At 69.9% G+C, this 22355-nt stretch carries 23 protein-coding genes; 14 read left to right on the top strand and 9 right to left on the bottom strand.

Annotated features, from left to right (window positions below; genetic code table 11):
• The first annotated feature begins 207 nt into the window (after positions 1-207).
• Together ACZ56U_RS04470 and ACZ56U_RS04465 are read left to right on the top strand one after the other, a co-directional pair.
• Entirely contained in the window at positions 208-1410 is a 1203-nt protein-coding gene (locus tag ACZ56U_RS04470) for a L,D-transpeptidase (RefSeq protein WP_469082536.1), read from the top strand.
• Positions 1411-1620: 210 nt separating this feature from the next.
• Positions 1621-1965, top strand: coding sequence for a DUF6422 family protein (locus ACZ56U_RS04465; RefSeq protein WP_469082535.1), 345 nt, complete (start codon positions 1621-1623; stop codon positions 1963-1965).
• 110 nt (positions 1966-2075) lie between these two features.
• On the opposite strand, the gene ACZ56U_RS04460 is transcribed toward ACZ56U_RS04465, so the two are convergent.
• From ACZ56U_RS04460 to ACZ56U_RS04440, 5 genes are all read right to left on the bottom strand, one after another.
• Positions 2076-2246, bottom strand: coding sequence for a hydrophobic protein (locus ACZ56U_RS04460; protein ID WP_391230953.1), 171 nt, complete (start codon positions 2244-2246; stop codon positions 2076-2078).
• Between the two features lie 106 nt (positions 2247-2352).
• Positions 2353-3429 carry a hypothetical protein gene (locus tag ACZ56U_RS04455; RefSeq protein WP_469082534.1) on the bottom strand — a complete coding sequence of 359 codons (1077 nt, stop codon included), beginning with the start codon at positions 3427-3429 and terminating at the stop codon, positions 2353-2355.
• Positions 3430-3439: 10 nt separating this feature from the next.
• The gene (locus ACZ56U_RS04450; protein WP_469082533.1) at positions 3440-4330 is read right to left on the bottom strand and encodes an XRE family transcriptional regulator; all 891 of its coding nucleotides are present in this window, start codon (positions 4328-4330) and stop codon (positions 3440-3442) included.
• On the bottom strand, positions 4327-4554 hold the full coding sequence (locus ACZ56U_RS04445) for a hypothetical protein (protein WP_469082532.1): 228 nt from the start codon (positions 4552-4554) through the stop codon (positions 4327-4329). The genes ACZ56U_RS04450 and ACZ56U_RS04445 overlap by 4 nt, the downstream gene beginning before the upstream one ends.
• Positions 4555-5091: 537 nt before the next feature.
• The gene (locus ACZ56U_RS04440) at positions 5092-5694 is read right to left on the bottom strand and encodes a DUF2867 domain-containing protein (RefSeq protein ID WP_469082531.1); all 603 of its coding nucleotides are present in this window, start codon (positions 5692-5694) and stop codon (positions 5092-5094) included.
• A 94-nt stretch (positions 5695-5788) separates the two neighbouring features.
• On the opposite strand from ACZ56U_RS04440, the gene ACZ56U_RS04435 reads away from it, so the two are divergent.
• Positions 5789-6349 (top strand): TetR/AcrR family transcriptional regulator, encoded by a 561-nt coding sequence (locus ACZ56U_RS04435; protein ID WP_469082530.1) that lies wholly within the window; start codon positions 5789-5791, stop codon positions 6347-6349.
• A 155-nt stretch (positions 6350-6504) separates the two neighbouring features.
• Here ACZ56U_RS04435 and ACZ56U_RS04430 read toward each other — a convergent pair whose 3' ends face one another.
• Positions 6505-7011, bottom strand: coding sequence for a GNAT family N-acetyltransferase (locus ACZ56U_RS04430; protein ID WP_469082529.1), 507 nt, complete (start codon positions 7009-7011; stop codon positions 6505-6507).
• A 47-nt stretch (positions 7012-7058) separates the two neighbouring features.
• Here ACZ56U_RS04430 and ACZ56U_RS04425 point away from each other — a divergent pair, with 47 nt between their 5' ends.
• The gene (locus ACZ56U_RS04425; protein ID WP_469082528.1) at positions 7059-7691 is read left to right on the top strand and encodes a hypothetical protein; all 633 of its coding nucleotides are present in this window, start codon (positions 7059-7061) and stop codon (positions 7689-7691) included.
• A gap of 269 nt (positions 7692-7960) precedes the next feature.
• Positions 7961-8353: an STAS domain-containing protein gene (locus ACZ56U_RS04420; RefSeq protein WP_469082527.1), complete on the top strand. Its 393-nt coding sequence runs from the start codon at positions 7961-7963 to the stop codon at positions 8351-8353.
• A 174-nt stretch (positions 8354-8527) separates the two neighbouring features.
• Here ACZ56U_RS04420 and ACZ56U_RS04415 read toward each other — a convergent pair whose 3' ends face one another.
• Complete coding sequence (locus ACZ56U_RS04415; protein WP_469082526.1) at positions 8528-9193, bottom strand: helix-turn-helix domain-containing protein; 666 nt, start codon at positions 9191-9193, stop codon at positions 8528-8530.
• 96 nt (positions 9194-9289) lie between these two features.
• Here ACZ56U_RS04415 and ACZ56U_RS04410 point away from each other — a divergent pair, with 96 nt between their 5' ends.
• Positions 9290-10711: an MFS transporter gene (locus tag ACZ56U_RS04410; protein WP_469082525.1), complete on the top strand. Its 1422-nt coding sequence runs from the start codon at positions 9290-9292 to the stop codon at positions 10709-10711.
• A 181-nt stretch (positions 10712-10892) separates the two neighbouring features.
• Positions 10893-11402, top strand: coding sequence for a hypothetical protein (locus ACZ56U_RS04405; RefSeq protein ID WP_469082524.1), 510 nt, complete (start codon positions 10893-10895; stop codon positions 11400-11402).
• A 189-nt stretch (positions 11403-11591) separates the two neighbouring features.
• Here ACZ56U_RS04405 and ACZ56U_RS04400 read toward each other — a convergent pair whose 3' ends face one another.
• Complete coding sequence (locus tag ACZ56U_RS04400) at positions 11592-12353, bottom strand: PIG-L deacetylase family protein (RefSeq protein WP_469082523.1); 762 nt, start codon at positions 12351-12353, stop codon at positions 11592-11594.
• Positions 12354-12755: 402 nt separating this feature from the next.
• Here ACZ56U_RS04400 and ACZ56U_RS04395 point away from each other — a divergent pair, with 402 nt between their 5' ends.
• The 3 genes from ACZ56U_RS04395 to ACZ56U_RS04385 all read left to right on the top strand — a co-directional run bounded on the left by ACZ56U_RS04395 (position 12756) and on the right by ACZ56U_RS04385 (position 15462).
• Entirely contained in the window at positions 12756-13949 is a 1194-nt protein-coding gene (locus ACZ56U_RS04395) for an NAD(P)/FAD-dependent oxidoreductase (RefSeq protein ID WP_469082522.1), read from the top strand.
• A complete protein-coding gene (locus ACZ56U_RS04390; protein ID WP_469082521.1) occupies positions 13946-14857 on the top strand; it encodes an RNA polymerase sigma-70 factor in 912 nt (303 codons plus the stop codon). The genes ACZ56U_RS04395 and ACZ56U_RS04390 overlap by 4 nt, the downstream gene beginning before the upstream one ends.
• A 209-nt stretch (positions 14858-15066) precedes the next feature.
• Positions 15067-15462, top strand: a complete 396-nt coding sequence (locus ACZ56U_RS04385; protein WP_469082520.1) for a hypothetical protein — start codon at positions 15067-15069, stop codon at positions 15460-15462.
• Between the two features lie 65 nt (positions 15463-15527).
• Here the strand turns inward: ACZ56U_RS04385 and ACZ56U_RS04380 are convergent, their stop codons facing one another.
• A complete protein-coding gene (locus ACZ56U_RS04380; RefSeq protein ID WP_469082519.1) occupies positions 15528-16622 on the bottom strand; it encodes a LacI family DNA-binding transcriptional regulator in 1095 nt (364 codons plus the stop codon).
• A gap of 227 nt (positions 16623-16849) precedes the next feature.
• Here ACZ56U_RS04380 and ACZ56U_RS04375 point away from each other — a divergent pair, with 227 nt between their 5' ends.
• The 4 genes from ACZ56U_RS04375 to ACZ56U_RS04360 all read left to right on the top strand — a co-directional run bounded on the left by ACZ56U_RS04375 (position 16850) and on the right by ACZ56U_RS04360 (position 22270).
• The gene (locus ACZ56U_RS04375; RefSeq protein ID WP_469082518.1) at positions 16850-17776 is read left to right on the top strand and encodes a carbohydrate ABC transporter permease; all 927 of its coding nucleotides are present in this window, start codon (positions 16850-16852) and stop codon (positions 17774-17776) included.
• Between the two features lie 4 nt (positions 17777-17780).
• Entirely contained in the window at positions 17781-18719 is a 939-nt protein-coding gene (locus ACZ56U_RS04370) for a carbohydrate ABC transporter permease (RefSeq protein ID WP_469082517.1), read from the top strand.
• A 92-nt stretch (positions 18720-18811) separates the two neighbouring features.
• Positions 18812-20149: an ABC transporter substrate-binding protein gene (locus ACZ56U_RS04365; protein WP_469082516.1), complete on the top strand. Its 1338-nt coding sequence runs from the start codon at positions 18812-18814 to the stop codon at positions 20147-20149.
• Between the two features lie 81 nt (positions 20150-20230).
• On the top strand, positions 20231-22270 hold the full coding sequence (locus ACZ56U_RS04360) for a beta-galactosidase (RefSeq protein ID WP_469082515.1): 2040 nt from the start codon (positions 20231-20233) through the stop codon (positions 22268-22270).
• The last annotated feature ends 85 nt before the right edge of the window (positions 22271-22355 follow it).

Raw genomic sequence — 22355 nt, 5'->3', positions numbered from 1 at the left:
TCCTTCTCCCCGGACCCTGTTCGCGGGGACGCAAAGGATGCTCACAGCGGACCATGACCGCTCCGCGCGGCGAATGTGACCGGACCATGACCGTTCCTCACCAGTCGCCGTCACACAGCCCTACAGCGGCTGACCTCGGGTTTTCCGGCTCTACAGTCACGACATCGCCCGACTTGCCCACCCGTTCCCGTCTCCCCGGAGGTCCCGATGTCCCGCACCCGAGCACTCGCCCCCGCCCGCGTCAGGGCCGCCGTCGTGGCCGCCCTGCTGGTGCCGCTCGCCGCCTGCTCGTCGAACGCCTCCCCCGGCGCCCAGGACGCCAAGCCGGCACCGGGCGGCGACGACCGTCCCGTCAAGGTCACTTTCACCCCTGAGGGAGACCAGGTGCGGGCGGGCCGGCCCGTGCGCGTCACGGCCGCGGGCGGCCGCCTCACCTCGGTCACCGTCGCCGACGCCGAGGGCCAGCGGCTCGTCGGCAAGCTCGCCGCCGACGGCCGGTCGTGGGTCTCCGCGCGCAAGGCCGTACCCGGGGCGGCGTACTCGGTGACGGCGGCGACCAGGACCGAGGACGGCACCACCAGGACCACCAAGGCCGCCTTCACCACGGCCCCGGCGGACAAGGTCAACAAGGTCGACTGGCGACCGGGCGCCGCGGCCACCGTCGGGGTCGCCCAGCCGATCTCGCTCGTCTTCGACAACCCGGTCAAGAACAAGGCCGAGGTCGAGAAGCAGCTCAAGATCACGACCTCGAACAACACCGAGGGCTCCTGGGGCTGGATCCAGGACTGGTCGGGCCGGGACCGGGTGGACTGGCGGCCCAGGACGTACTGGAAGCCCGGGACCAAGGTCACGCTGAACGCCCGGCTGAACGGCACCGACTCGGGCGCGGGCGGCGGCTGGTTCGTACGCGACTACACGACCGCCTTCACCGTCGGCGCCCGGCAGATCGTCAAGGTCGACCTCGACAGCCATCAGCTCACCCTCCTGCGCGACGGCGAGCCGGTCCGTCGCATACCCGTCTCCGGCGGCACCCCCGGCGGCGACCGGCGCTCCTGGCGCGGAACCGCCGTGCTCATGGCCAAGGAGGGCACCATCAACATGAACTCCGAGACGGTCGGCCTCGCCAACGCCTATGACAAGATGGTCGACTACTCGATGCGGCTGACCTGGTCGGGCATGTACGCGCACGCCGCCCCGTGGAACGCCCGCTACTTCGGCAACGCCAACCACAGTTCCGGCTGCATAGGCATGAGCGACGCGGACGCGGCCTGGTTCTACCGGCAGGTGCGGCCGGGCGACCCCTTCGAGATCACCGGCAAGGAGACCAAGGGCGTGGTCGCACCCGGGAACGGGTTCGGCGCGTGGAACCTGTCGTGGGAGGAGTGGCGGGGGAAGAGCGCGGTGCGCTGAGGGCGGGTCCGCGGGGCGCGGAGGGCGGATGCGCGGGTCCGCGGATGTGCGGAGGGCGGGTGTGCAGGTGCGCGGCGCTTCGGGCCACCCGGTCCCCTGCGTGAAGGCCGCGGGGGTCCGCCGTGCGGCGCTGTCGGCGCGCGCCCTGCCCCGATCTGGCGTCGACTGTCTTGTACGAGGTTGGCCTCGACCACTCCGAGGAGGGCGTACATGTCCGAAGACGCGAGTACGACGCACCAGCGGACCGAGGAGCAGCGGCAGGCGCTGGCGGAAGCCGCGGCACTGGTCGCCGGCGCACAACGCGATGCCATGGAGATCCTGCGGAGAGGGGGCACGGAGTTGCTGCCCGAGGAGCGCGAGTGGTTCGCGGGAGACCGCTGCATGGCGCAACTGCCCCCGCCGCCGGTCCATCACACCTGCCTCTGCCCGCGTTACCGGGGCAGCAATGGCGAGCCCTGCCGGAACACCTTCACCGATTACACCGAGGGCGATGTCGACGGGGGCCACGCGATCGTGCGCTGCGGGCACCCGAAGGACAGCCACGGTCAGATCTGAGCGGCGCCCTCGGCACGAGGGTCGGGGCGTCCGGCTCTCGTCGGGGCATACCCGTAGGGCCCGGCCGTCAAGACGGCCGGGCCCTACGAAGGGGTGCTTACCTCGTCAGGTCACCATCGGTACCAGCGACCGCGACCACCACCGGCGGTGGTGGAGCGCATCACGAAGCCGAGCAGCCACAGCACCAGCACCGCGACGGCAACGAACCACAGCAGCTTGACGGCAAATCCAGCACCGAAGAGAAGCAACGCGAGAAGCAGAACAAGAAGCAGGGGAACCATAGTTATCAACCTCCTGCACCCTCGATTGCCCTCGCATTGCGCCTCAACTCCCGAATATCGCCTTGTTTATGAAGGAAAGTTCGGGGCACTTGCTCAAGCTGCCCTCTCACAGCCGATGGAAGGGCACGGGTGCGCCACCGGAGGGTGAGGCCGCTCTGAGCTGGCCGAAGCCGGAGGGCGCCGGGGCCAGGCGCTGGGCGAAGCGGCGCAGGCGGTAGGCCATGCCATTGCCCCGGGTGTCCTGTTCGGTCGCGGTCCTCCAGCAGACGGCCGCGGCGTTCTCGAAGAAGGTGTGCGCGGTGGTGGGTTCGTGGTCCGCGGCGGTGACCTGGACCAGCAGGTGTTCGGGGTCGCGGGGGGTGGCTCTGCTGGGAATGTGTTTGCGGCCCTCGTCAGGGGCGAGCCGGTTGGGCAGGTCGTCCGCCGAGGGCGACGGATGCGCGGGGGCGGCGTGCGCGGGCGTGGGCGGGACCTGATCGCTGCTGGTGGTGGCCGCGACGACGATCTCGAGCCGCTCGGCGAAGTAGGTGCCGGGCAGGGGGATTTCGAGGTCGGGATGGCGGGCGTAGCCACCGGCGACGGCGGTGCCGACGAACTCGATGACGGCGCGGGCGGCCGGGGTGTGCCGGCGGGTGGGCATGGTGCGGGTGAGCTGGGCCAGGACACGCAGTACGGTGGCCAGGCTGCTGTCGGCGGTCATCGAGTGCAGGGCCGGGGCGTACTCCTCGGCGTCGGCGTCGGTGTTGCCTTCGGCCGGTGCGGGGGCATCGGTCTGGGCGTGCCAGAGGGCGGCGGCGTGTGTCTCGCCGTGGGCGAGGTGTTGGAGGTAGAGGCAGTAGGAGGCGGGGGCGTCTTCGGCACCGGCGGCGTACTGCCACCAGAAGCGGGCGCCGATGTCCACTCCGGCCAGGTGCAGGGCGCACCCCAGGATCCGGGCGGTGCGGGGCTGGGGGATCTGGTCGGTGAGGAAGTCGGCGAGCTGGTCGGGGGTGCAGTGACTGACGACTGTTTCGCACAGGGCGTTCAGGCTGTGGGCGGCGCTGTTGTCGGTGGTGTCGTCCGCCCGGTGCTGCCACAGCAGCAGGTCGTCGTCGAGAGCCTCGTCATGAGGGACGACATCGGCGGGGACGTGGGGCTCACGCAGCAGCAGCGACTGGGCGAGGAGGTCGTCGATGGTGCTCATGGCGGCGGGATCACTCCTGGGTTTCGGTGTCGGGGAAAAGCTGCTTGAGAGCCCAGCGGGCGTGGTGGTCCAGGGTGTGGACCATGGCCGGGGGCAGACCGACCACGGCGGGGATGGCGTCGGGGTCTATCCCGCACAGGTAGCGCAGGACCGTGACGTCCATCTGGTCGTCGGGCAGCTGGGCGATCGCGTCGAAGAAGCGGGCCAGGGCGTCGATGCGGGCCAGGCGCTCCATCAGGTTCTGGGCCTGCGCCTGATGAGTGGTGGTGAAAGCAGCGGCACGCAGGTCGTGGTGACCGGCGGGCCGCTTGGCGGCCCTCGACAGGACGGTGGCCCGCAGCATCTGCCAGGCGTGGCGCGGCATGTCCGGGCTGGACGTGGCTTCGTCCCAGGTCAGCCAGAGAAGGTCGAAGACCTCGCCGACCGCGTGGCGAGCGCGGGGCAGGGACTGGAGGAAGGCCTGGGCGTAGGCGCTGTAGGGCTCGGCCATGGCCTGGTAGAGCGCTACGTGGGCGAGGGGCTGCTCATCGGCGTCAGCCGACTGGACGGCCTGGATGCGATCGTCTATCCAGGACGGTTTCTTCTCCGCCTCGATGGCGGCGACCCGCCACAGCCTGCGTAACGGGCCGACGGGTATGTCCAGGGCACGGACCACGCTGTAGGTGATCTCCCAGGTGGGGTAGAGGCCTTTGCCTCGCATCAGTTCGGACAGGCGGGTCTTGGAGAAGCCGGAACGGCCGACCAGCTCGTCCAGGGTCAGTCCGCTGGCGGCGAAGCGGGTGCGGACCGGCTCCAGCCACGTCCTGTGCGCGACTCCGGCCTCCTTGCAGATCGGCTCCGGCGGGCGGCCGCGCCGATGGGGAGGTTCAGCGGGTCGTTCGGGTACGGGGGGTGTTATCACTGGGGCGGCTCCTGACTTCCCAACGGCCCCGCGGGCGGTGCGGGCGCCGCCGTGGTGGCCCGTGTGTCCGAGCCGCCGAGCGCGGAGACGATCTGCTGGATGAGGAGCCCCAGCGTGGGCAACAGCGCGACCATGGCCGCGAGTTGGCCCAGCACGGTCATCACCGTGCTCCATGTGAGGACCGCCGCCAGGACGATGACGGTCATCACCTGCTTGCTTGTCATGGCACCTTCCCTGGAAGGACGTACAGGCGTCTGGAAAGGCCCCTCCGAGGCGGTGCTCAAGCGCCTCGGAGGAGTTGCACGACAGCATGCTGGGTGAGGCGGCCACCACTCAACGTGATCATGAGATTGCGGAACAATGTCGCCGAGTGAACACATCGTCACCAGGCGATCGCACGGCGTCGCTGACGTCCCATCAGGCCCCCGCATATCAGGGCGCGTTACCGCAAGAACGCTTTTACCGCCGCCAAATCATGGGGTAATGAACCCTTTTGATGGCGAAGCCGTAGTTCTTCTTGCGGCACCAGCCGGATGGCGCACCATGGAAAACGTACGCCACCCCGGCGTCGCACCTTCCTTGTCTGGAAGGCCGCGCGGACCCCTCGTGCTCAAGAACCACCGGAGGGGAGCCGCCCCGCTTCCGCCCAGCCACCCACGCGCTGGGCGGAAGCGGACCCCGCGCCACAGCGGGCGCGCCCCTCGGGTCAGTCAACGCGCGGCGCATCTCCGGTAGGTGATTCACGAACGCGACGGAGTCGGTCAGCGCACGCTCCGCCCGGCGGCGTTCGCCTGCCACTCGCGGCCGATGGAGCGTATGAGCGCCGGGTATACCCCGATGTACCGGAAGGGCTTGATGGCGGCCATGTAGAGGGTGCCGAGCAGCCCGTTCGGCTTCACCAGGACGGCCATCTGACCGCGGTAGCCGCCGGACCCGTCCGGGACCCAGCCGATGTGCATCACCCCCTGCACGGTCTTGTTGCCCATCTCGGCGGCCCATTCGTCATCCCGCTGATAGAGGGAGGTGAACGCGGACGAGCCGAGGTCGGGACCCTGGGGACCCTCGCGAAGGTCCGCCGGCAACCGGTCGCGCAGGGAAGGCAGCCGGGCGCCGATGCCGGTACCGGCCCTGTCCCAGCCGAGCAGTGCTCCGAGCCTCCAGCGGACGGCGAAGAGCACGCGGGACACGGGACCTTCTCCAAGCACCCCGTTCTGCATGCCTTCGGCGAACTGGCGCACCAGCCACACAAGGTCGTCGGGTCCGCCGGGGGTGGGCAGTGCCCACACGTCCTCGACTGTGAAGTCGTCGGCGATCTCGTGGATGCGCCAGGGGCGGCCGGTGTGGGCGGTACGGGGAAGTCGCATGAGCAGGCCCCTGTCTATACGGTGGCGTATAGATCGAGCGTAGACCCATCTATACGCCGCCGTATACTCGGCACGGCGTGAGGAGGCACACACCATGGGCGCGACCCGCACGCCACGCGGCAAGTGGATCGAGGAAGGCTTGCGGGCGCTGGTCGCAGGTGGCCCCGAAGCCGTCCGGATCGAGGCACTGGCGCAGGCACTCGGCGTCAGCAAAGGTGGCTTCTACGGGTACTTCCGCAACCGGGGTGCGCTGCTCACTGAAATGCTCGACACCTGGGAGTACGAGGTCACCGAGAGCGTGATCGAGGAGGTTGAGAGCGGCGGCGGAGACGCCAGGGCCAGACTGGAGCGGCTGTTCGCCATCGTCGCGGCCGCCACCGACGGGCCGGTGCGGGGCACCACCGCCGATATAGCGATCCGCGACTGGGCCCGCCGCGACGCGTCCGTCGCCGAGCGCCTGCGCCGCGTCGACAACCGCCGTATGGACTACCTGCGTTCCCTGTTCTCCTCGTTCTGCCCCGACGAGGACGAGGTCGAGGTCCGCTGCCTGCTCGCCACCTCGGTGCGCATCGGCAACCACTTCAACGCCGCCGACAACGGCAAGCGCAGCCGCGCGGAAGTGATGGAGCTGATCAGGCAACGGCTGCTGGAGTAGCCGCCCCCGCCATCGTCACCCGCACGTAGCTCAACGTACGCCTGGTCACCGCCAGGGTCTGTCCGGCGGATCAGGCCGTTTGAGGTGGGCTTCACCGGAAAGCGCAGATACGCGTGCCAGACCCCGCGACTGCGACATGATCCGCTGGACGGGCCCTAGCCAAGAGTGCGTGCGTAGCGCAACTTGTTCAGAGAGGCCCCGCCGGTGGTGTCCTCCACGGCCGCGCCGTCCGCGCGCCAACCGGCGGCCTCGTAGAAGTGCCGGGCACGTTCATTGCCTTCCAGTACCCACAGCGTGGCTCGGGTGTAGTCGGCCTGTCCGAGCGTCGCCAAAGTGGCAAGCATCAACTGCTTTCCGACCCCGGTGCCCCACACCTCGGGGAGGGCGTAGAGCGTGCCGATCTCCGCGACGGCAGGGGTCTCCTGAGACGGGCCGAAACTGGTGAATCCGATGATTCCCGCCTCGGCTTCGGCTGCCAGTACCCCCGATGACGGCCATCGTGTCTCCGCGATGCGTGTCTTCCAGTCGGACTCTTCGCGGACCGGGTCCATGGCGTCCAAGTAGTGCTGCGGAACAAGACCGGCAAAGGCCGCTCGCCAGGAGCGCACGTGGACACCAGCAACCGCTGATGCGTCATCAGGCCATGCCTGTCGAATCTGCATGGCCACCATTCTTCAAGGCCCCTCAATCCGGGCCAAGTTCTTTTCCCATGGGCGACATCGAGAGCTCAGCAGGTGCCACCACAGCCGGCGGCAGCCCCCTGACATCTGTCAGGACCGTCGGGATCGACGTCCCTCTAGGTTGCTGTGCGCACCACCTCACACATGCGGTCAGCACGACGCACCCGACGGGGACTGGGATCCGGCCTGGTCGATACGCAACTGCCGACCGAGGCACATCACTTGTCCACCCGGGCTTCTACAAGGAGGTACCTGCGATTTTCGGCAAACTGGTGAGGCTGGCGGTTTCGGCCGTCGCGGTGGCAGGGTCGCTCATGGCCGTCAGCGCCGGGCCGGCGTCCGCGAGGGCCGACGCCACCTACTACGGCTGTCCGTATGGAGCCGTCTGCATCTACAACAACGACAACCCCGACTCGGGCATCGAGAACGGCGGTGTCTACTGGGCCTACGGCCCGCACAACCTCAGCAACCAGTACGGCGATCACTACGTGGTGAACAACCAGTACGGTAACGCCTGGGTGGAGCTGTGCACCGGCTACAACGGAACCGGCCGCGGCGAAGCGATCATCTTCGCCGCCCCGTACGGGTCTGTGGAGAATCTGAGCCCGATCAATTCCATCGTGTTGGGCACCGGCAACAACTACCCCTGCTCGCCTCCGTGATCCGCCCCCGGCCCGCGCCTCGGAGGGCCTGACGTCACGTCGGTCTCCAAGACCTGGTTGTGGTCTTGGAGACCGACGTCGTCATTCGAGACAGGCACGCCTCCACCCACCTGGGACGCATCCGGTCAACCGGTCAGCCGCTCGGAGTCGAAGCACCGCGGACGAAGTCACCCCCGCGTCACGCCGGACCGCGGCTGGGCAGACGAGCGGCCCACACGCGTGATCCATCCGTGATCCACCGCGAAGCGCCCCGCGGGGATAATGACGCGATGAGTAGCGCCGACGATGACAAGAGATCGTTCGACCACGCCAACGGATCCGACCAGGTCAACGGGTTCGCTCAGGAGCAGTCCGGGGTGGTGGTCCAGTACGAGCGCGACGGGGCGTGGGTCGTGGTCGCCCACGGCTCCTACGACATGGACTCGCTGCCTCCGCTCGCAGAAGCGCTGGGCACCGCGGCCGAGAAGCATGCCCGGGTCGTGCTGGATGTCGCCGGTGTCACCTTCGCCGATTCAACGTTCCTGAATCTCCTGCTGCACCTGCACCGGCAGACCGAGCTACGGCTGGCCGGGCCGCCCTCACAACTGCGACGGATCCTGGAACTGACCGGGGCCGACACGGTTCTCGACGTACGGGCGACCGTGGAGGACGCCGTGGCATGACCTGTACGGCGCGCCAGGTGAGGGCGAGGCAACCGCGGGAGTCGGCGGACCCGGTCGCCCCGGGCCGCCGACTTTTCCCTGAACGGTTACGCCATCACCCCTTGGCGTCCTTGACCCACTGGGTGAGGAGTGCCCGCCCTGCGGAGTTCCGATGAGAACCGCCCGGGCGCCCCGTCATGACGTCATCCCCGGTGGGTTCGGGTCGGACGGGTCGGACGGCTCGGTCGGGTCGGTCGCCGACGGTCTGGCGCGGACGACGGCCTGGTCTCCGCGGGGACCGAACAGGTGCAGGATCTCCACGGCCTCGGTGTCCGCGGGCCCGAACCAGTGGGGCTCGGAGGTGTCGAACTCGGCGACCTCGCCGGGGCGGAGCGTGAAGTCCTGCGCCCCGAGGATCAGGCGGAGCCGGCCGGCGAGGACGTAGAGCCACTCGTAACCCTCGTGGGTGACCAGTTCCGGCGGACGGGGTGCCAGCACCTGTTTGAAGACCTGCACCCGGCCCGGGTACTGCGTCAGCGGGACGAGGACGCTCCCGCGGTCCCTGTGCAGGGGCCGCAGATGCACCCGGGGGTCGCCGCTGGCCGGTGCCGCCACCAGCTGGTCGAGTGCGACGCGGTGCGCGCGTGCCAGCGGGATCAGCAGATCCAGCGTCGGGCGCCGCTTGCCCGACTCCACCCGGGAGAGCGTGCTGACCGAGATCCCGGTCGTGGCCGCGAGCGCCTCCAGCGTGAGACCCCGTTCCCTGCGCAGTCGGCGCAGTCGGGACCCGATGCCGTCGAGAATCTCCGTCAGCTCGGCGTCCTGGAGACCGGTGTGCGTGGAGCCGGCGCCTGTGTTCATGGACCCATTTTTGCAGTGTTCGCAAAATTGATGGGCCGCGGCCGGGACCCGAGCGGAGTCTTGCCGGGCACTGTTCCCGCACCTGCGAGGTACACCATGACCGCGACGACACAAACCGTTCCACCCGCGCTCAGCGCGCGCAGACGCTGGACGATCCTGGCCGTGTGCTGCCTGAGCATGTTCCTGGTGGGTCTGGACACCACCATCGTCAATGTGGGGCTGCCTGCCATCGGGCGCGGCCTGGAGGTCGACACACGCCATCTCGAATGGATCGTGGACGCCTACACCCTCGTCCTGGCGAGTTGCCTGATCTCCTCCGGCGCGCTGGCGGACCGTTTCGGACGCCGCCGGGTGTTCCAGTACGGGCTGGCCGCGTTCGGCGCCGCCTCGCTGCTCTGCGCCCTGGCCCCGTCGGCAGGTGTCCTGATCGCCGGCCGCGCCCTTCAGGGCATCGGCGCCTCGATGCTCAGCCCCGTCGCGCTGGCGATCGTGGTGAACGCGATGCCGGACCCGAAGGAACGGGCGCAGGCCATCGGCATCTGGGCGTCCGTGTTCGGCCTGAGCATGGCCGCCGGCCCCGTGACCGGCGGCGCGCTCCTCGCGGCACTCGACTGGCGGGCCCTGTTCTGGATCAACACACCCGTCATCGCGGCCGCCCTCCTGCTCAGCGCCGTGTTGGTACCGGAGTCCCGGGCCCAGCACGCCCGGCGACTCGACCTGCCCGGCCAGGTGCTGCTGACCTTGCTCCTCGCGGCCGTGGTCGGCGTCCTGATCGAGGGCCCGCACATCGGCTGGACATCGTCCATGGCCCTGACGGGGTACGCGGCGGCGGTGCTGGCCGCAGCCGGGTTCGTGCGGGTCGAGTCACGCCGCCGGGAGCCTTTGATGGATCTGCGGCTCTTCACCCGCCCGTCCTTCAGCGCCGCCGTCGTCGGCGCGGTGACGGTCTTCGTCGCCCTGAACACGACCCTGCTGCTGAACACCCTCTATCTCCAGCACACCCGGCAATGGACGCCACTGGCCGCCGGTGTGGCGACCCTGCCCCTGGCCCTCGGCGCGACGCTCTGCGCCCCCTTCTCCGGCCGCATGGTCGGCCGCGCGGGTCCCCGCCTGCCGCTGCTCCTGGCCGGCGGCTTCATCACGGCCGGCGGGCTCTGCCTGACCCGGCTCACCGCGCACACGAGCGTGCTCCTGCTGCTGACCTCGTACGCGTTCATCGGCATCGGGTTCGGCTTCGCCAACGCCCCCCTCACCAACACCGCGGTCAACGGACTGCCATCCGCGCGTGCCGGTGTCGCCGGAGCCGTCACCTCCACCGCCCGACAACTCGGTGCCGCCCTCGGCATCGCCCTCGCCGGCGCCCTGGTCGCCGACACCACCCCCGCCGGACTCGCGCACGCCTCCCGCCCCGGCTGGATCCTCGTCGCCGCATGCGGCGTACTCCTCCTGACCATCGCCCGCACATCGAAGCCGAAGCAGGCCGTCACAACCGAACCCGCCCCCGCGGCAGCACGCTGACCCACGGCGTCACCGACGAGAAGTTCGACGAGTTACCCGACCTGTACGGCGAAGTCACCGACGTCCAACACCCCATACGGACGCGGCCGAGGCAGCACGCCATGGCTACCACCCGGTTCCCGGCTCAGTGCCGCCACAGGTCAAGGACAAGGCCACGGGGCCGCAGCCGGGGCGAGAGGCCATGCTCGTTCTGCGCGGGCTGAAGCCGGACGGCACACCCGCGGGCACCGACTCGCGCGGTCGTCGGCTCCCCGCGGGCGGCTGCCAGGGCGAGGCTGTAGAAGCGCTGTCGGGCGACCCGCGGAAGCTGGGGAACCGGGAACTCGTCGGGGCGATCAACATCGGCAGCTACCGTGACTCACAACGCGATCCTCGTGTGGTGGCGGTCTTCCATGCCTGGTCACGGTGCATGGCGCGGCACAACGACGACTACACCTACGCCGACCCGACCCAACTACCCGGCAAGGAACCCAAGTTCAAGGGCCCGACCGCCGGCCGGGCCGAACTCGCGCTCGCGAAGGCCGACGTGGCGTGCAAACGGGAGACAAACGTCATCGGCGTCTGGTCCGCCGTCGACGCGGCGTACCAACGGCGGGCGATGACGGGGAAGCAGCGCGAACTCGCCGCCGTCCAGCAGGACATACGTACGCAACTGGCCAACGCCGACCAGGCACTGGCCGGCCACCACTGACCGGCCGGATGCGGACGAGGCGGACCGGCGGGCGGATTCCCCGCCCCCGGGGACGGTCAGTACGGCACCTCAAGTCCGCTGGGGCGAGGGGGAGTTCGCCCCCATCAGGGCGCCGGACGAGGACCGGGAGCAGCGCACGGACGTTGCGATGCGCCTGACCGGCGGTCTCGCCACCGGGGACTCCCGGCGTCAGTCCTGCGCGGCCTCGGTGAACAACTCCGGTGGTGCCTCCAGGTCATGGGCGCGGAACAGGACCGCGTGCTCGACGCCCAGGGCCTTGCCGCTCATGGCGGCGATCTTCGGGATGAAGTCCCTCGGGGCGGGGTGGCCCGGGAGCGCGGCCAGGTACGCCGCGTGCGCTTCGAGGGAGGCGACGCCGCGGCGCAACGGCTCACCCGTGACGTCGACGCCGTGGGTCGCGCCGGCGCCGGCGAACGCGGGGAGGATGAGCCAGCGCGCCGAGTGCGGTTCAAGACCCTCGTCGTCGATCTGCTCCGGGAAGACCCACCGGTTGCCGGCGTCGCGCACCGCGTCCAGTGTCGCCAGTCCGGCGGCGCGGTGGTCGGCCTGGTCGAAGCCGAAGGGCGTCTCGATGTCGTAGCTTCCACCGAGCACCGCGTCGGGCTTGAAGCGGCGGATCTCCCGGCAGATGTCGCGGCGCAGGTCGAGGCCGTAGACGAGCACACCGTCCGGATGGTCGAGGATGGTCAGCCGCTCGACCCCGACGGCGGCACAGGCGGCCTGCTGCTCGGCGACGCGCAGGCGAGCCGTCTCCTCGGGAGGATTCGGCATGCCGGCCTCGCCGCGGGTGAGCAGCAGATAGGCGACCTCGATACCGCGCGCGGTCCAGCGGGCGACGGCCGCGGACGTGCCGTACTCCATGTCGTCAGGATGGGCGACGACACAGAGCACACGCTGGAAGGATTCCTCGGGCAGGGCAGGCAGCGTCATACCGACCATCCTCCCCCGATCCGGACGCGCCGTCCTGTCTACGGACGCTTCGTTCACCTCGCGCGAGGGGGAATCGACGGTGACCCTGGGAAACCGCAGCCCAACAGCCACCGCCCTCACCGAGAGCGCCCCCGCGGTGCCGGGCAGCTCAATCCCGACGCGGACGGCACGCCCCGCCGCTGACCTCCGGCTCCTGTTGTTCCGTCAGTGCCTGTGCGGAGCCAGTCGATCATGATTGACTGCTGAGCGTCGCGGTGCTCGGGGGGCCGATACCGCGCGCCCACTCTCTCTTCAGGATGTGACGCGGGTCACATCGAACCCATGTCACGAACGGCAGGGCACCTTGCGTCTGCTGGTCGTCCGCTCAGCGGGAGCGACCGACAGGAAAGAGACAACAGAGCGATGAACGCGACAGCAGCGCAGCAGCACGAGGTCCTGGTCCTGGGCGCCGGCTACGCCGGCCTCTCCGCCGCGATCCAGCTGGCGGCCCGCACCAGGAAAGGCGGGAACCTGCGAGTGACGCTGGTCAACCCCTACGACACCTTCACCGAGCGACTCCGACTCCACATGACCGCCACCGGTCAGGAGACGGCCGAGATGAGCATCCCGGATCTGCTGGACGGCACCTGCGCCGGCTTCGTCCGTGGCTGGGTCACCGCCGTGGACGCCGAGACGAAGACCGTCCGGATCGACGACGACCGGGTCCTGCGCTACGACACCCTGGTCTACGGCCTGGGCAGCATCGCGGACACCGCCGCCGTCCCCGGCGTGGACGACCACGCCTACACCCTCAACAGCCCGGAGGACGCCGCCGTCCTCGCCGACCGGCTGACCCGGCTCGACGGTGGGACCGTCGTGGTCGGCGGCAGCGGCCTCACCGGCGTCGAGGCCGCGGCGGAGATCGCCGAGCGGCACCCGGAGCTCGAGGTGCTGCTGCTGGGCCGGCAGGAGCCGGGCGCGAGCATGCACCCGAAGGCCAAGGCCTACCTGGACGCGGCACTCGCCCGGCTCGGCGTGCGGGTACGCAGCGGCGTCGAGGTGGCCAAGGTGCTGCCGGACAGTGTCGAGCTCGCGGACGGATCCAGCATCCCGGCGCGCGCGGTGCTGTGGACCAGCGGCACCCGTGTCTCGCCGCTGGCGGCCACCGCGGGCCTGACCGTCGACGAGCGCGGCCGTGTGGTCACCGACAGCGCGCTGCGCTCGGTCTCCCACCCGGATGTCTATGCCGTGGGCGATGCGGCGGCGATCCGTCAGGGCTACGGCGTGATGCACGGGACCTGTCAGGGAGGTATGCCCACCGGTGTGCACGCGGCCCTCTCGATCCTGCGGGTGCTGGCCGGCAAGGAGCCCAAGCCCTTCCGTTTCGGCTACTACCACACACCCGTCAGTCTGGGCCGGAACGACGCCGTCGTGCAGTTCACCCACCCCGACGACAGCCCGCGCCGGATCGTGCTGACCGGCAAGCGGGCCGCGAAGTACAAGGAGGCGGTCACCGCCGCGCCGTGGCCGACCTTCGCCCGCATGAAGAAGATGCCCGTCTCGGGCGCGTTCTGGCCGCACGGCGGCCGCTACACCCGGATTCGGAGCGCCAAGTGACCCAGCCGCAGCAGGCCGACCCCGACCAGCTCGCCTTCCAGCAGTACCGCACCCTGCTCTTCTCCGTCGCCTACCGCATCCTCGGCAGCGCCGCCGATGCCGAGGACGTGGTCCAGGACGCCTGGCTCAAGTGGTCGGCGGCCGACCGCTCCCAGGTCGCCGACCCAAAGGCCTACTTGACCCGGATCGTCTCCAACCTGGCGATGGAGCGGCTTCGTTCGACTCGCCACCAGCGTGAGACCTACGTCGGGCCTTGGCTCCCGGAGCCGATCCTCACCGGCCCGGACACGGCGGACGGCGTCGCCACGACGGACTCGGTCTCCATGGCCCTGCTGGTCGTGCTGGAGACGCTGAGTCCCCTGGAGCGCGCGGTCTTCGTGCTGAAGGAGGTCTTCGCCTTCAGCTATGCGGAGATCGCGGAGGCGGTGGAACGCTCGGAGGTGGCGGTCCGGCAGGCCGCGCACCGCGCCCGCGAGCACGTCCAGGCCCGCCGGCCCCGTTTCTCCGCGGACCGCTCCCGCCAACGCGACGTCACCGAGCGCTTCTTCGCGGCGACGGCGGGCGGCGACATCAACGCCCTCATGGAACTGCTCTCCCCGGACGTGACCCTCTGGACCGATGGCGGCGGCAAGGTCCGCCAGGCCCTCAAGCCGGTCGTCGGCCTCGAGACCGTGGCCCGTTGGTTCGCCGCGCTCGGCACCGCGACCTACCAGGGCATCGAGCCCGGGCACATGCGGGCAGAGCTCACCTGGATCAACGGCGGGCCGGGCGTCGTCTTCCGCGGCCCGGACCGCGTGGTCGCCACGCTGACCTTCGACTTCGATCAGGAAGGCCGCATCTCGACCATCCACAACGTGGCCAACCCCGACAAGCTCCACGCGGTCGCCGACGGAACTCGGCACGAGTGATCGACCACTGCGAGCCCACCACCGGCATAGCCCCGTTCATGGCCCTGGCCGCCCAGGTGACGCGCCAGAGCTTCAGGCGAGCGCGCAGCGCATGGAGGAGGGCGCGGGCGCCCCGCCCCGCCTCCGCCCACGCAAGCCCCCCACCCCCACACACCCCACCCCGCGAAACCCCATGGCCACACCCTCGACCCCCTCCCTAAAGTCACCCCATGGCCACCCAGGACCAGCCCCCAGCTCAGCCCGACATCGCGGCGATGCTCACCGACCAGACCCGTGCCTGTGGGGCGGCACGTGCCGCCATCGCCGCCGGCGGCACGGTGACGCTCTGCGGTGACGCCGGGCCGCATTGGATGGTCTACGGCATCACCGCCACACGGCTGAGGCGGTCCTTGCGGATCGGCCTGACGACCCTCGGCCTCGACGAGACCGTCGATATCCTGGCTCGGCACCGTGGCGAGCCCCTGCGTACCGGCCTCATCGACACGCCGGACCGGTCCTGGCACTTCACGCTGTACTTCGACGCCACCGGAACCGAACTCCTGGCGTGCAGCGGCGTCGAACGAGAGGCGCGTTCGAAGGCAGACCGTCAGAAGCCCCAGCCGTAGAAGCACGGGCGAGCCCTCCGCCGCGGCGGCCCCGCGCACCCCGGGCCGCCACCCCCCGCCGACGTTCAGCGCCCTCGCGGACGTCCCGTGCTGGCCCGGAGTATCAGCCGGGTCGGCACAAGGGTCGTGCCGTGAGGCGCGCCGTGGGGTACGCCGTCGTGGCGCATCTTGCGCAGGACCGCCTGGACGCAGAGCCGGCCGACCTCGGCGAAGTCCTGGTGGACGGTGGTCAGGGGCGGCTGGAAGGACGACGCCTCGGCGATGTCGTCGAAGCCGATGACACTGACGTCCTCGGGGACGCGCCGACCGCGTTCGTGCAGGGCGCGCAGCAGACCCAGGGCCATCTGGTCGTTGGCGGTGAAGACCGCCGTGCAGTCCTCGCGCGCGGCCAGCTCCAGGCCCGCCCGGTAGCCGGACTCCGCGGACCAGTCGCCGCGCACCAGCGGCGGCACGCTGCGGCCCGCCTCGACGAGCGTGGCCTGCCAGGCGTCGGTTCGGCGCTGGGCTGCGTAGGAGTCCTCGGGGCCCGCGAGGTGGAAGACGGTGTCGTGGCCGAGTTCGAGGAGGTGCTCGACGGCCGCGCGGGTGCCGCCGGCCTGGTCGGTGTCGACGACCGTATACCGTTCGCCCGCGTCGGAGTCGGCGACGACGACCTGCACATGGGGCGGGATGTTGATGGTGGCCGCGTCCAGGAGGTGCACCTCCATGATGACGATCACCGCGTCGACGGCGAGTTCCTCCAGGCGGGAGAAGGCGCCCCGGACCTCGTCCTGGGTGGGGACGGTGGCCTGGAGCAGGGTCACCGCGTACCCCTCGGCGGCGGCCGCGGTCGCGATCGCCTCCAGGGTGCGGACGTTGCCGGTCGTGGAGAGGGAAAAGGTGATCACGCCGAGGGTGCGGAACTCGCCTCGCTTCAGGGCGCGGGCCGCGCTGTTGGGGCGGTAGCCCAACTCCCGCATGGCGGCGAGGACCTGACGGCGCGTCTCCTCGTTGACACCGGCGTAGCCGTTGGACACGCGGGAGACGGTCTGGGACGACACCCCGGCCAGCCGTGCCACGTCCGCCATCGAGACCGAGGACCGGCCCCCTCCGGACGAGCGCCGACCACGGGTCACCGCAGGTGCGGGCGCCTGTGGCGGCGAGTCCTGCGTGGCGTCCATTTCCTACCCCCTGCCTGTCATTACATCGCTTTGATCACGATCCGCCCGGGAGACTCTTGACCCGCGTCATCGGAGGAGTGTAGACATGCCGCCATCGGATGTTTACGTAAACATAACAGCTCAGATCTCTTTTTTCGCTGTTCGGTGTTTGCGTAAACATCTCGGCCGCTCCACGCGGGAAACCGGTGCGGGCGGGGGTTCCATGAGTGAACGAGCGAGGAACGATCATGACAACGTTGCACCCGCCGGCCACCGCCGAGCCGCGCCCGGCGCCCCCTCCGGCACAACGGGACCGACGCTCCTGGACGGGGTGGGGATTCATCGGCCCGTTCGTGGCGGTCTTCGCGCTGGTCTTCCTCGCACCCATCGCGTACTCGATCTACCTGAGCCTGTTCCGCAACCAGCTGATCGGCGGCAACCACTTCGTCGGCCTGGACAACTACACCCAGGCCCTCAAGGACGACCAGTTCTGGTCGGCCGTCGGCCGGGTGGGGCTCTTCCTGGCGATCCAGGTGCCGATCATGCTCGGTATCGCCCTGCTGGTGGCGCTGGCGCTGGACAGCGGCCGCCTCTACGGCAAGAGCTTCTTCCGGATCACGATCTTCCTGCCGTACGCCGTGCCCGCCGTGGTCGCCACCCTGATGTGGGGCTTCATGTACGGCACCAAGTACGGCCTGGTGGGCGACATCAACGAGGCGTTCGGCACCTCGCTGCCCGACCTGCTCTCCCCCGACTGGGTGCTCGCTTCCATCGGCAACATCGTGACCTGGGAGTTCGTCGGCTACAACATGCTGATCTTCTACTCGGCGCTCCGGGTCATCCCCAACTCCCTCTACGAGGCGGCGGAGATCGACGGCGCCGGACAGTGGCGCGTGATCACCTCGATCAAACTGCCCGCGATCCGGGGCGCGCTCGTCATCGCCACGATCTTCTCGATCATCGGCAGCTTCCAGCTCTTCAACGAGCCGAGCATCCTGCGCCCGCTGGCGCCCAACGCCATCACCACCGACTACACCCCGAACTTCTACACGTACTCGCTGTCCTTCGCCGGCCAGCAGCACAACTACTCCGCGACGGTCGCCATCATCATGGGCCTGCTCACCATGGTGGTCGCCTACGTCGTGCAGCTGCGCGGCATGCGCAAGGGAGCGTGACCCGATGAGCACCTCTGCCCCCACCGCCTCCCCCGCCAAGAGCAGCAGCCGGAGCAGCAGCCCGCCCCGGCTGCGGACCCCGCGCAAGCACAGCCCGGACAAGCCGCGCCGCAGTGTGCTGATGACGGTGCTGATGGCCCTGATGGTCCTCTACACCGTGGTGCCGCTGATCTGGCTGGTCATCAACTCCACCAAGACCCAGGCCGGTCTGGGCGACTCCAACGGGCTGTGGTTCGCCCACGACTTCGCCCTGTGGGACAACATCCGGACCACCTTCACCTACCACGACGGCATCTTCGGCCGCTGGCTGCTGAACACCCTGCTGTACGTGGTGCTCGGCGCGGGCGGCGCGACGCTGCTGGCGGTGCTGGGCGGTTACGCGCTGGCGAAGTTCGACTTCCCCGGCAAGCGCGCCATCTTCGCCGTCGTCATCGGCGCGGTGGCCGTACCCGCTACGGCCCTGGCGGTGCCGACCTTCCTGATGTTCAGCAAGCTGGGGCTCACCGACACCCCCTGGGCGGTGATCATCCCGTCCCTGGTCTCGCCGTTCGGCCTCTACCTGATGTGGGTGTTCGCCGCCGAGGCCATCCCGACCGAACTCCTGGAGGCGGCCCGGATGGACGGGGCGAGCGAGGTGCGCACCTTCTTCCAGGTCGCGCTGCCGTTGCTGGCGCCGGGGATCGTGACCGTACTGCTGTTCACCACGGTCGCCACCTGGAACAACTACTTCCTGCCGCTGATCATGCTCAAGGACCCGGACTGGTACCCGCTGACCCTGGGTCTGAGCGCCTGGAGCTCGCAGGCCCAGACGATCGGCGGCGACGTGATCTTCAACCTGGTGATCACCGGCTCGCTGCTCACGATCATCCCCCTGATCGCCGCGTTCCTGTTCCTCCAGAAGTACTGGCAGTCCGGTCTCGCCGCCGGAAGCGTCAAGGAGTGACGAGGCCGGCGCCCGCAAGCCCCCCATTGGAGCACCACCCGCACCACCCCCACCCTCACCTGTCCCACCCACGCAGAAGTGGAAGCACCTCCATGCGCAGAACACCGAGCCGCATCCTGCGCGGCATCGCCCTCGTCTCCACCCTCGCCCTGGGCCTGACCGCCTGCGGCGGCTCCGACGACGACTCCGACACCAAGGCCGTCTCCGCCGCGGACATCAAGGCGGCCCTGGACAAGGGCGGCGACATCACGGTCTGGGCATGGGAGCCCACCTTGAAGACCGTGGCCGCCGACTTCCAGAAGAAGTACCCCAAGGTCAAGGTCAACCTGGTCAGCGAGCGCTCCGGCGACAAGCACTACACCGCGCTGTCCAACGCGATCTCGGCCGGCAAGGGCGTCCCGGACGTCGCCCAGGTCGAGTACTTCGCGCTCGGCCAGTACTCCCTCACCAAGGGCCTGACCGACCTGGCCCCCTACGGCGCCGACAAGCTCGCCTCGAAGTACACGCCCGGCCCGTGGAACGCGGTCAGCGACGGCGACAAGGTCTACGGCCTGCCCATGGACTCGGGCCCGATGGCGCTGTTCTACAACAAGAAGGTCTTCGACAAGTACAAGATCGCCGTCCCGACCACCTGGGACGAGTACCTGGACGCGGCCCGCAAGCTCCACAAGGCCGACCCCAAGGCCTACATCGCCAACGACACCGGTGACGCGGGCCTGACCACCTCGCTGCTGTGGCAGGCCGGCTCGCGCCCGTACAAGGTCGACGGCACCAAGGTCGGCATCGACTTCGACGACGCCGGCGCGAAGAAGTACGAGGCCGTCTGGCAGAAGCTGGTCGACGAGAAGCTGCTCGCCCCGGTCACCGGGTGGACCGACGACTGGTACAAGGGCCTCGGCGACGGCACCATCGCCACCCTGGCCACCGGCGCCTGGATGCCCGCCAACTTCGAGACCGGCGTCGCGGGCGCCAAGGGCCAGTGGCGTGCCGCCGCGATGCCCGCCTGGACCAAGGGCGACAAGGCGAGCGCGGAGAACGGCGGCAGCTCCCTGACCGTCCCGGCGCTGGCCAAGAACAAGGCTCTCGCCTACGCCTTCACCGAGTACGCCAACGCCGGTGCCGGTGTCGCCACGCGCGTGTCCGAGGGCGCCTTCCCCGCCACCAAGGCGGAGCTGGACTCGGCCGAGTTCCAGGGCAAGAAGTTCGACTACTTCGGCGGCCAGGAGGCCAACAAGATCTTCGCCGAGTCCGCGGCGAACGTGGCGAGCGACTGGTCGTACCTGCCCTTCCAGCCGTACGCCAACTCGATCTTCAACGACACCGTCGGCAAGGCCTACGTCTCCGGCACCACGCTCGCGCAGGGTCTGAAGGCCTGGCAGGACGCGTCGGTGAAGTACGCCGGGGAGCAGGGCTTCACCGTCGAGAAGTAGTTCTCGCGGAAGCAGACGACACCGGGCGGCGCGGCTCCGGGCCGCGCCGCCCCTGTGCACCACCCTTTCGGAAGGACCGCCATGATCTCCACCCTCCACTCCCGCCGCAGCGGGGCGGACGGTGATCCCACCCCGCGTCTCGGCTTCGGCGCCGACTACAACCCCGAGCAGTGGCCGAGGGAGGTGTGGCAGGAGGACGTCCGGCTGATGCGGGAGGCCGGTGTCACGGTCGTCTCCGTGGCGATCTTCTCCTGGGCCCGTCTCCAGCCGGGCCCCGACACGTGGGACTTCGGCTGGCTGGACGAGGTCATGGACCTGCTGCACGCCGGCGGCATCGGCGTCGACCTGGCGACCGCCACCGCCTCCCCGCCGCCGTGGCTGACCACGGCCCACCCGGAGATCCTGCCGGTCACCGCGACCGGCGAGACCCTGTGGCCGGGCGCCCGCCAGCACTGGCGTCCCACCTCCCCGGTCTTCCGCGAGCACGCCCTGCGCCTGGTCCGCGAGATGGCCACCCGTTACGCCGACCACCCGGCGCTCGTCGCCTGGCACGTCTCCAACGAGCTGGGCTGCCACAACGTCTACGACTACTCCGACGACGCGGCCCACGCCTTCCGTGACTGGCTGCGCGCCCGCTACGGCACCCTCGACGCCCTCAACCACGCCTGGGGCACGGCGTTCTGGTCCCAGCGCTACACCGACTGGCAGCAGATCCTGCCCCCGCGGCTGGCGGCCTCGCACCCCAACCCGACCCAGCAGCTGGACTTCAAGCGCTTCTCCTCCGACGCCCTGAAGGACTATCTGCGCGCCGAGCGGGACCTCCTCAAGGCGATCACCCCGGACGTCCCGGTCACCACCAACTTCATGGTGATGGGCGAGACCAAGGGCATGAACTACGCGGACTGGGCCCAGGAGATCGACTTCGTCTCCAACGACCACTACGTCCACCCCGGACCGCAGTCCCGCGACGAGCTGTCCTTCTCCGCGAACCTCACCAGCGGCATCGCGGGCGGCCGGCCGTGGTTCCTGATGGAGCACTCCACCAGCGCCGTCAACTGGCAGCCGGTCAACGTGGCCAAGCGGCCCGGCGAGCTGGCCCGGGACTCCCTGCTGCACGTGGCGCACGGCGCGGACGCCGTCTGCTACTTCCAGTGGCGGCAGTCGGCGGCCGGTGCCGAGAAGTACCACTCCGCGATGGTCCCGCACGCCGGCGCCGACAGCGAGCTGTTCCGCGCGGTCGCCGAGCTCGGCGCCACCCTCAAGGCCCTTGCCCCGGTGGCCGGTTCCACCCGGGACAGCGCCAGGGTCGGCATCGTCTTCGACTGGGACTCCTGGTGGGCCAGCGAACAGGACTCCCACCCCACCTCCCTGCTCAACTACCGCCAGGAAGGCCTGGACTGGTACTCGGCGCTCCTCGCCCTCGGCGTGCGCGCCGACCTCGTCACCACCAAGAGCGACTTCGCTCGCTACGACGTGCTGATCGCGCCCGTCCTGCACGTGGTCCCGGCGGACCTCGCCAAGGAGCTCACCCGCTACGCCGAGCAGGGCGGCCACCTGATCACCACCTACTTCTCCGGCGTCGTCGACCAGAACGACCACGTCTGGCTCGGCGGCTACCCCGGCGCCCTGCGCGACCTGCTCGGCATCCGCGTCGAGGAGTTCGCCCCGCTGCTCGCCGACGACGGGGTGTCCCTGGACGACGGCTCGACCGGCACCCTGTGGACCGACCGCATCACCCTGACCGACGAGCGGACCGAGGTCCTCGCCCGCTACGAGACCGGCGACCAGGCCGGCCGCCCCGCCCTGACCCGCCGTACGACGAACGCCGGTTCGGCGGCCTACGTCTCCACACGCCTCGGCGTCGCGGGGCTCACCGCGCTGCTGCCGCGCCTGCTGGAGCCGGCCGGTGTGACGAGCGAGCTGCCGGCCGAGGCGCGCGGACGTGTCGAACTGGTCGTCCGCGGCAACGCCGAGGAGACGTTCCTGTTCCTGGTCAACCGCACCGACGACACCGTGCCGCTGCCCGGCTTCCCCGGTGACGTGCTGTACGGCACGGCCACCGGCGACGGGCTCGAACTCGGGCCGCGCGAGGTCGCCGTGGTGCGCCGACCGCGGGCCTGACCCCCTCCCCACCTCCGGCTCCCCGGGCGGCACACAGCCCGCCCGGGGCCACCCCTCCCGGTACGTCCGGCGGGAGGGACCACCG

Source organism: Streptomyces sp. NPDC034103 (assembly GCF_055575395.1).
This window is presented reverse-complemented; position numbering and strand designations above follow the sequence as displayed.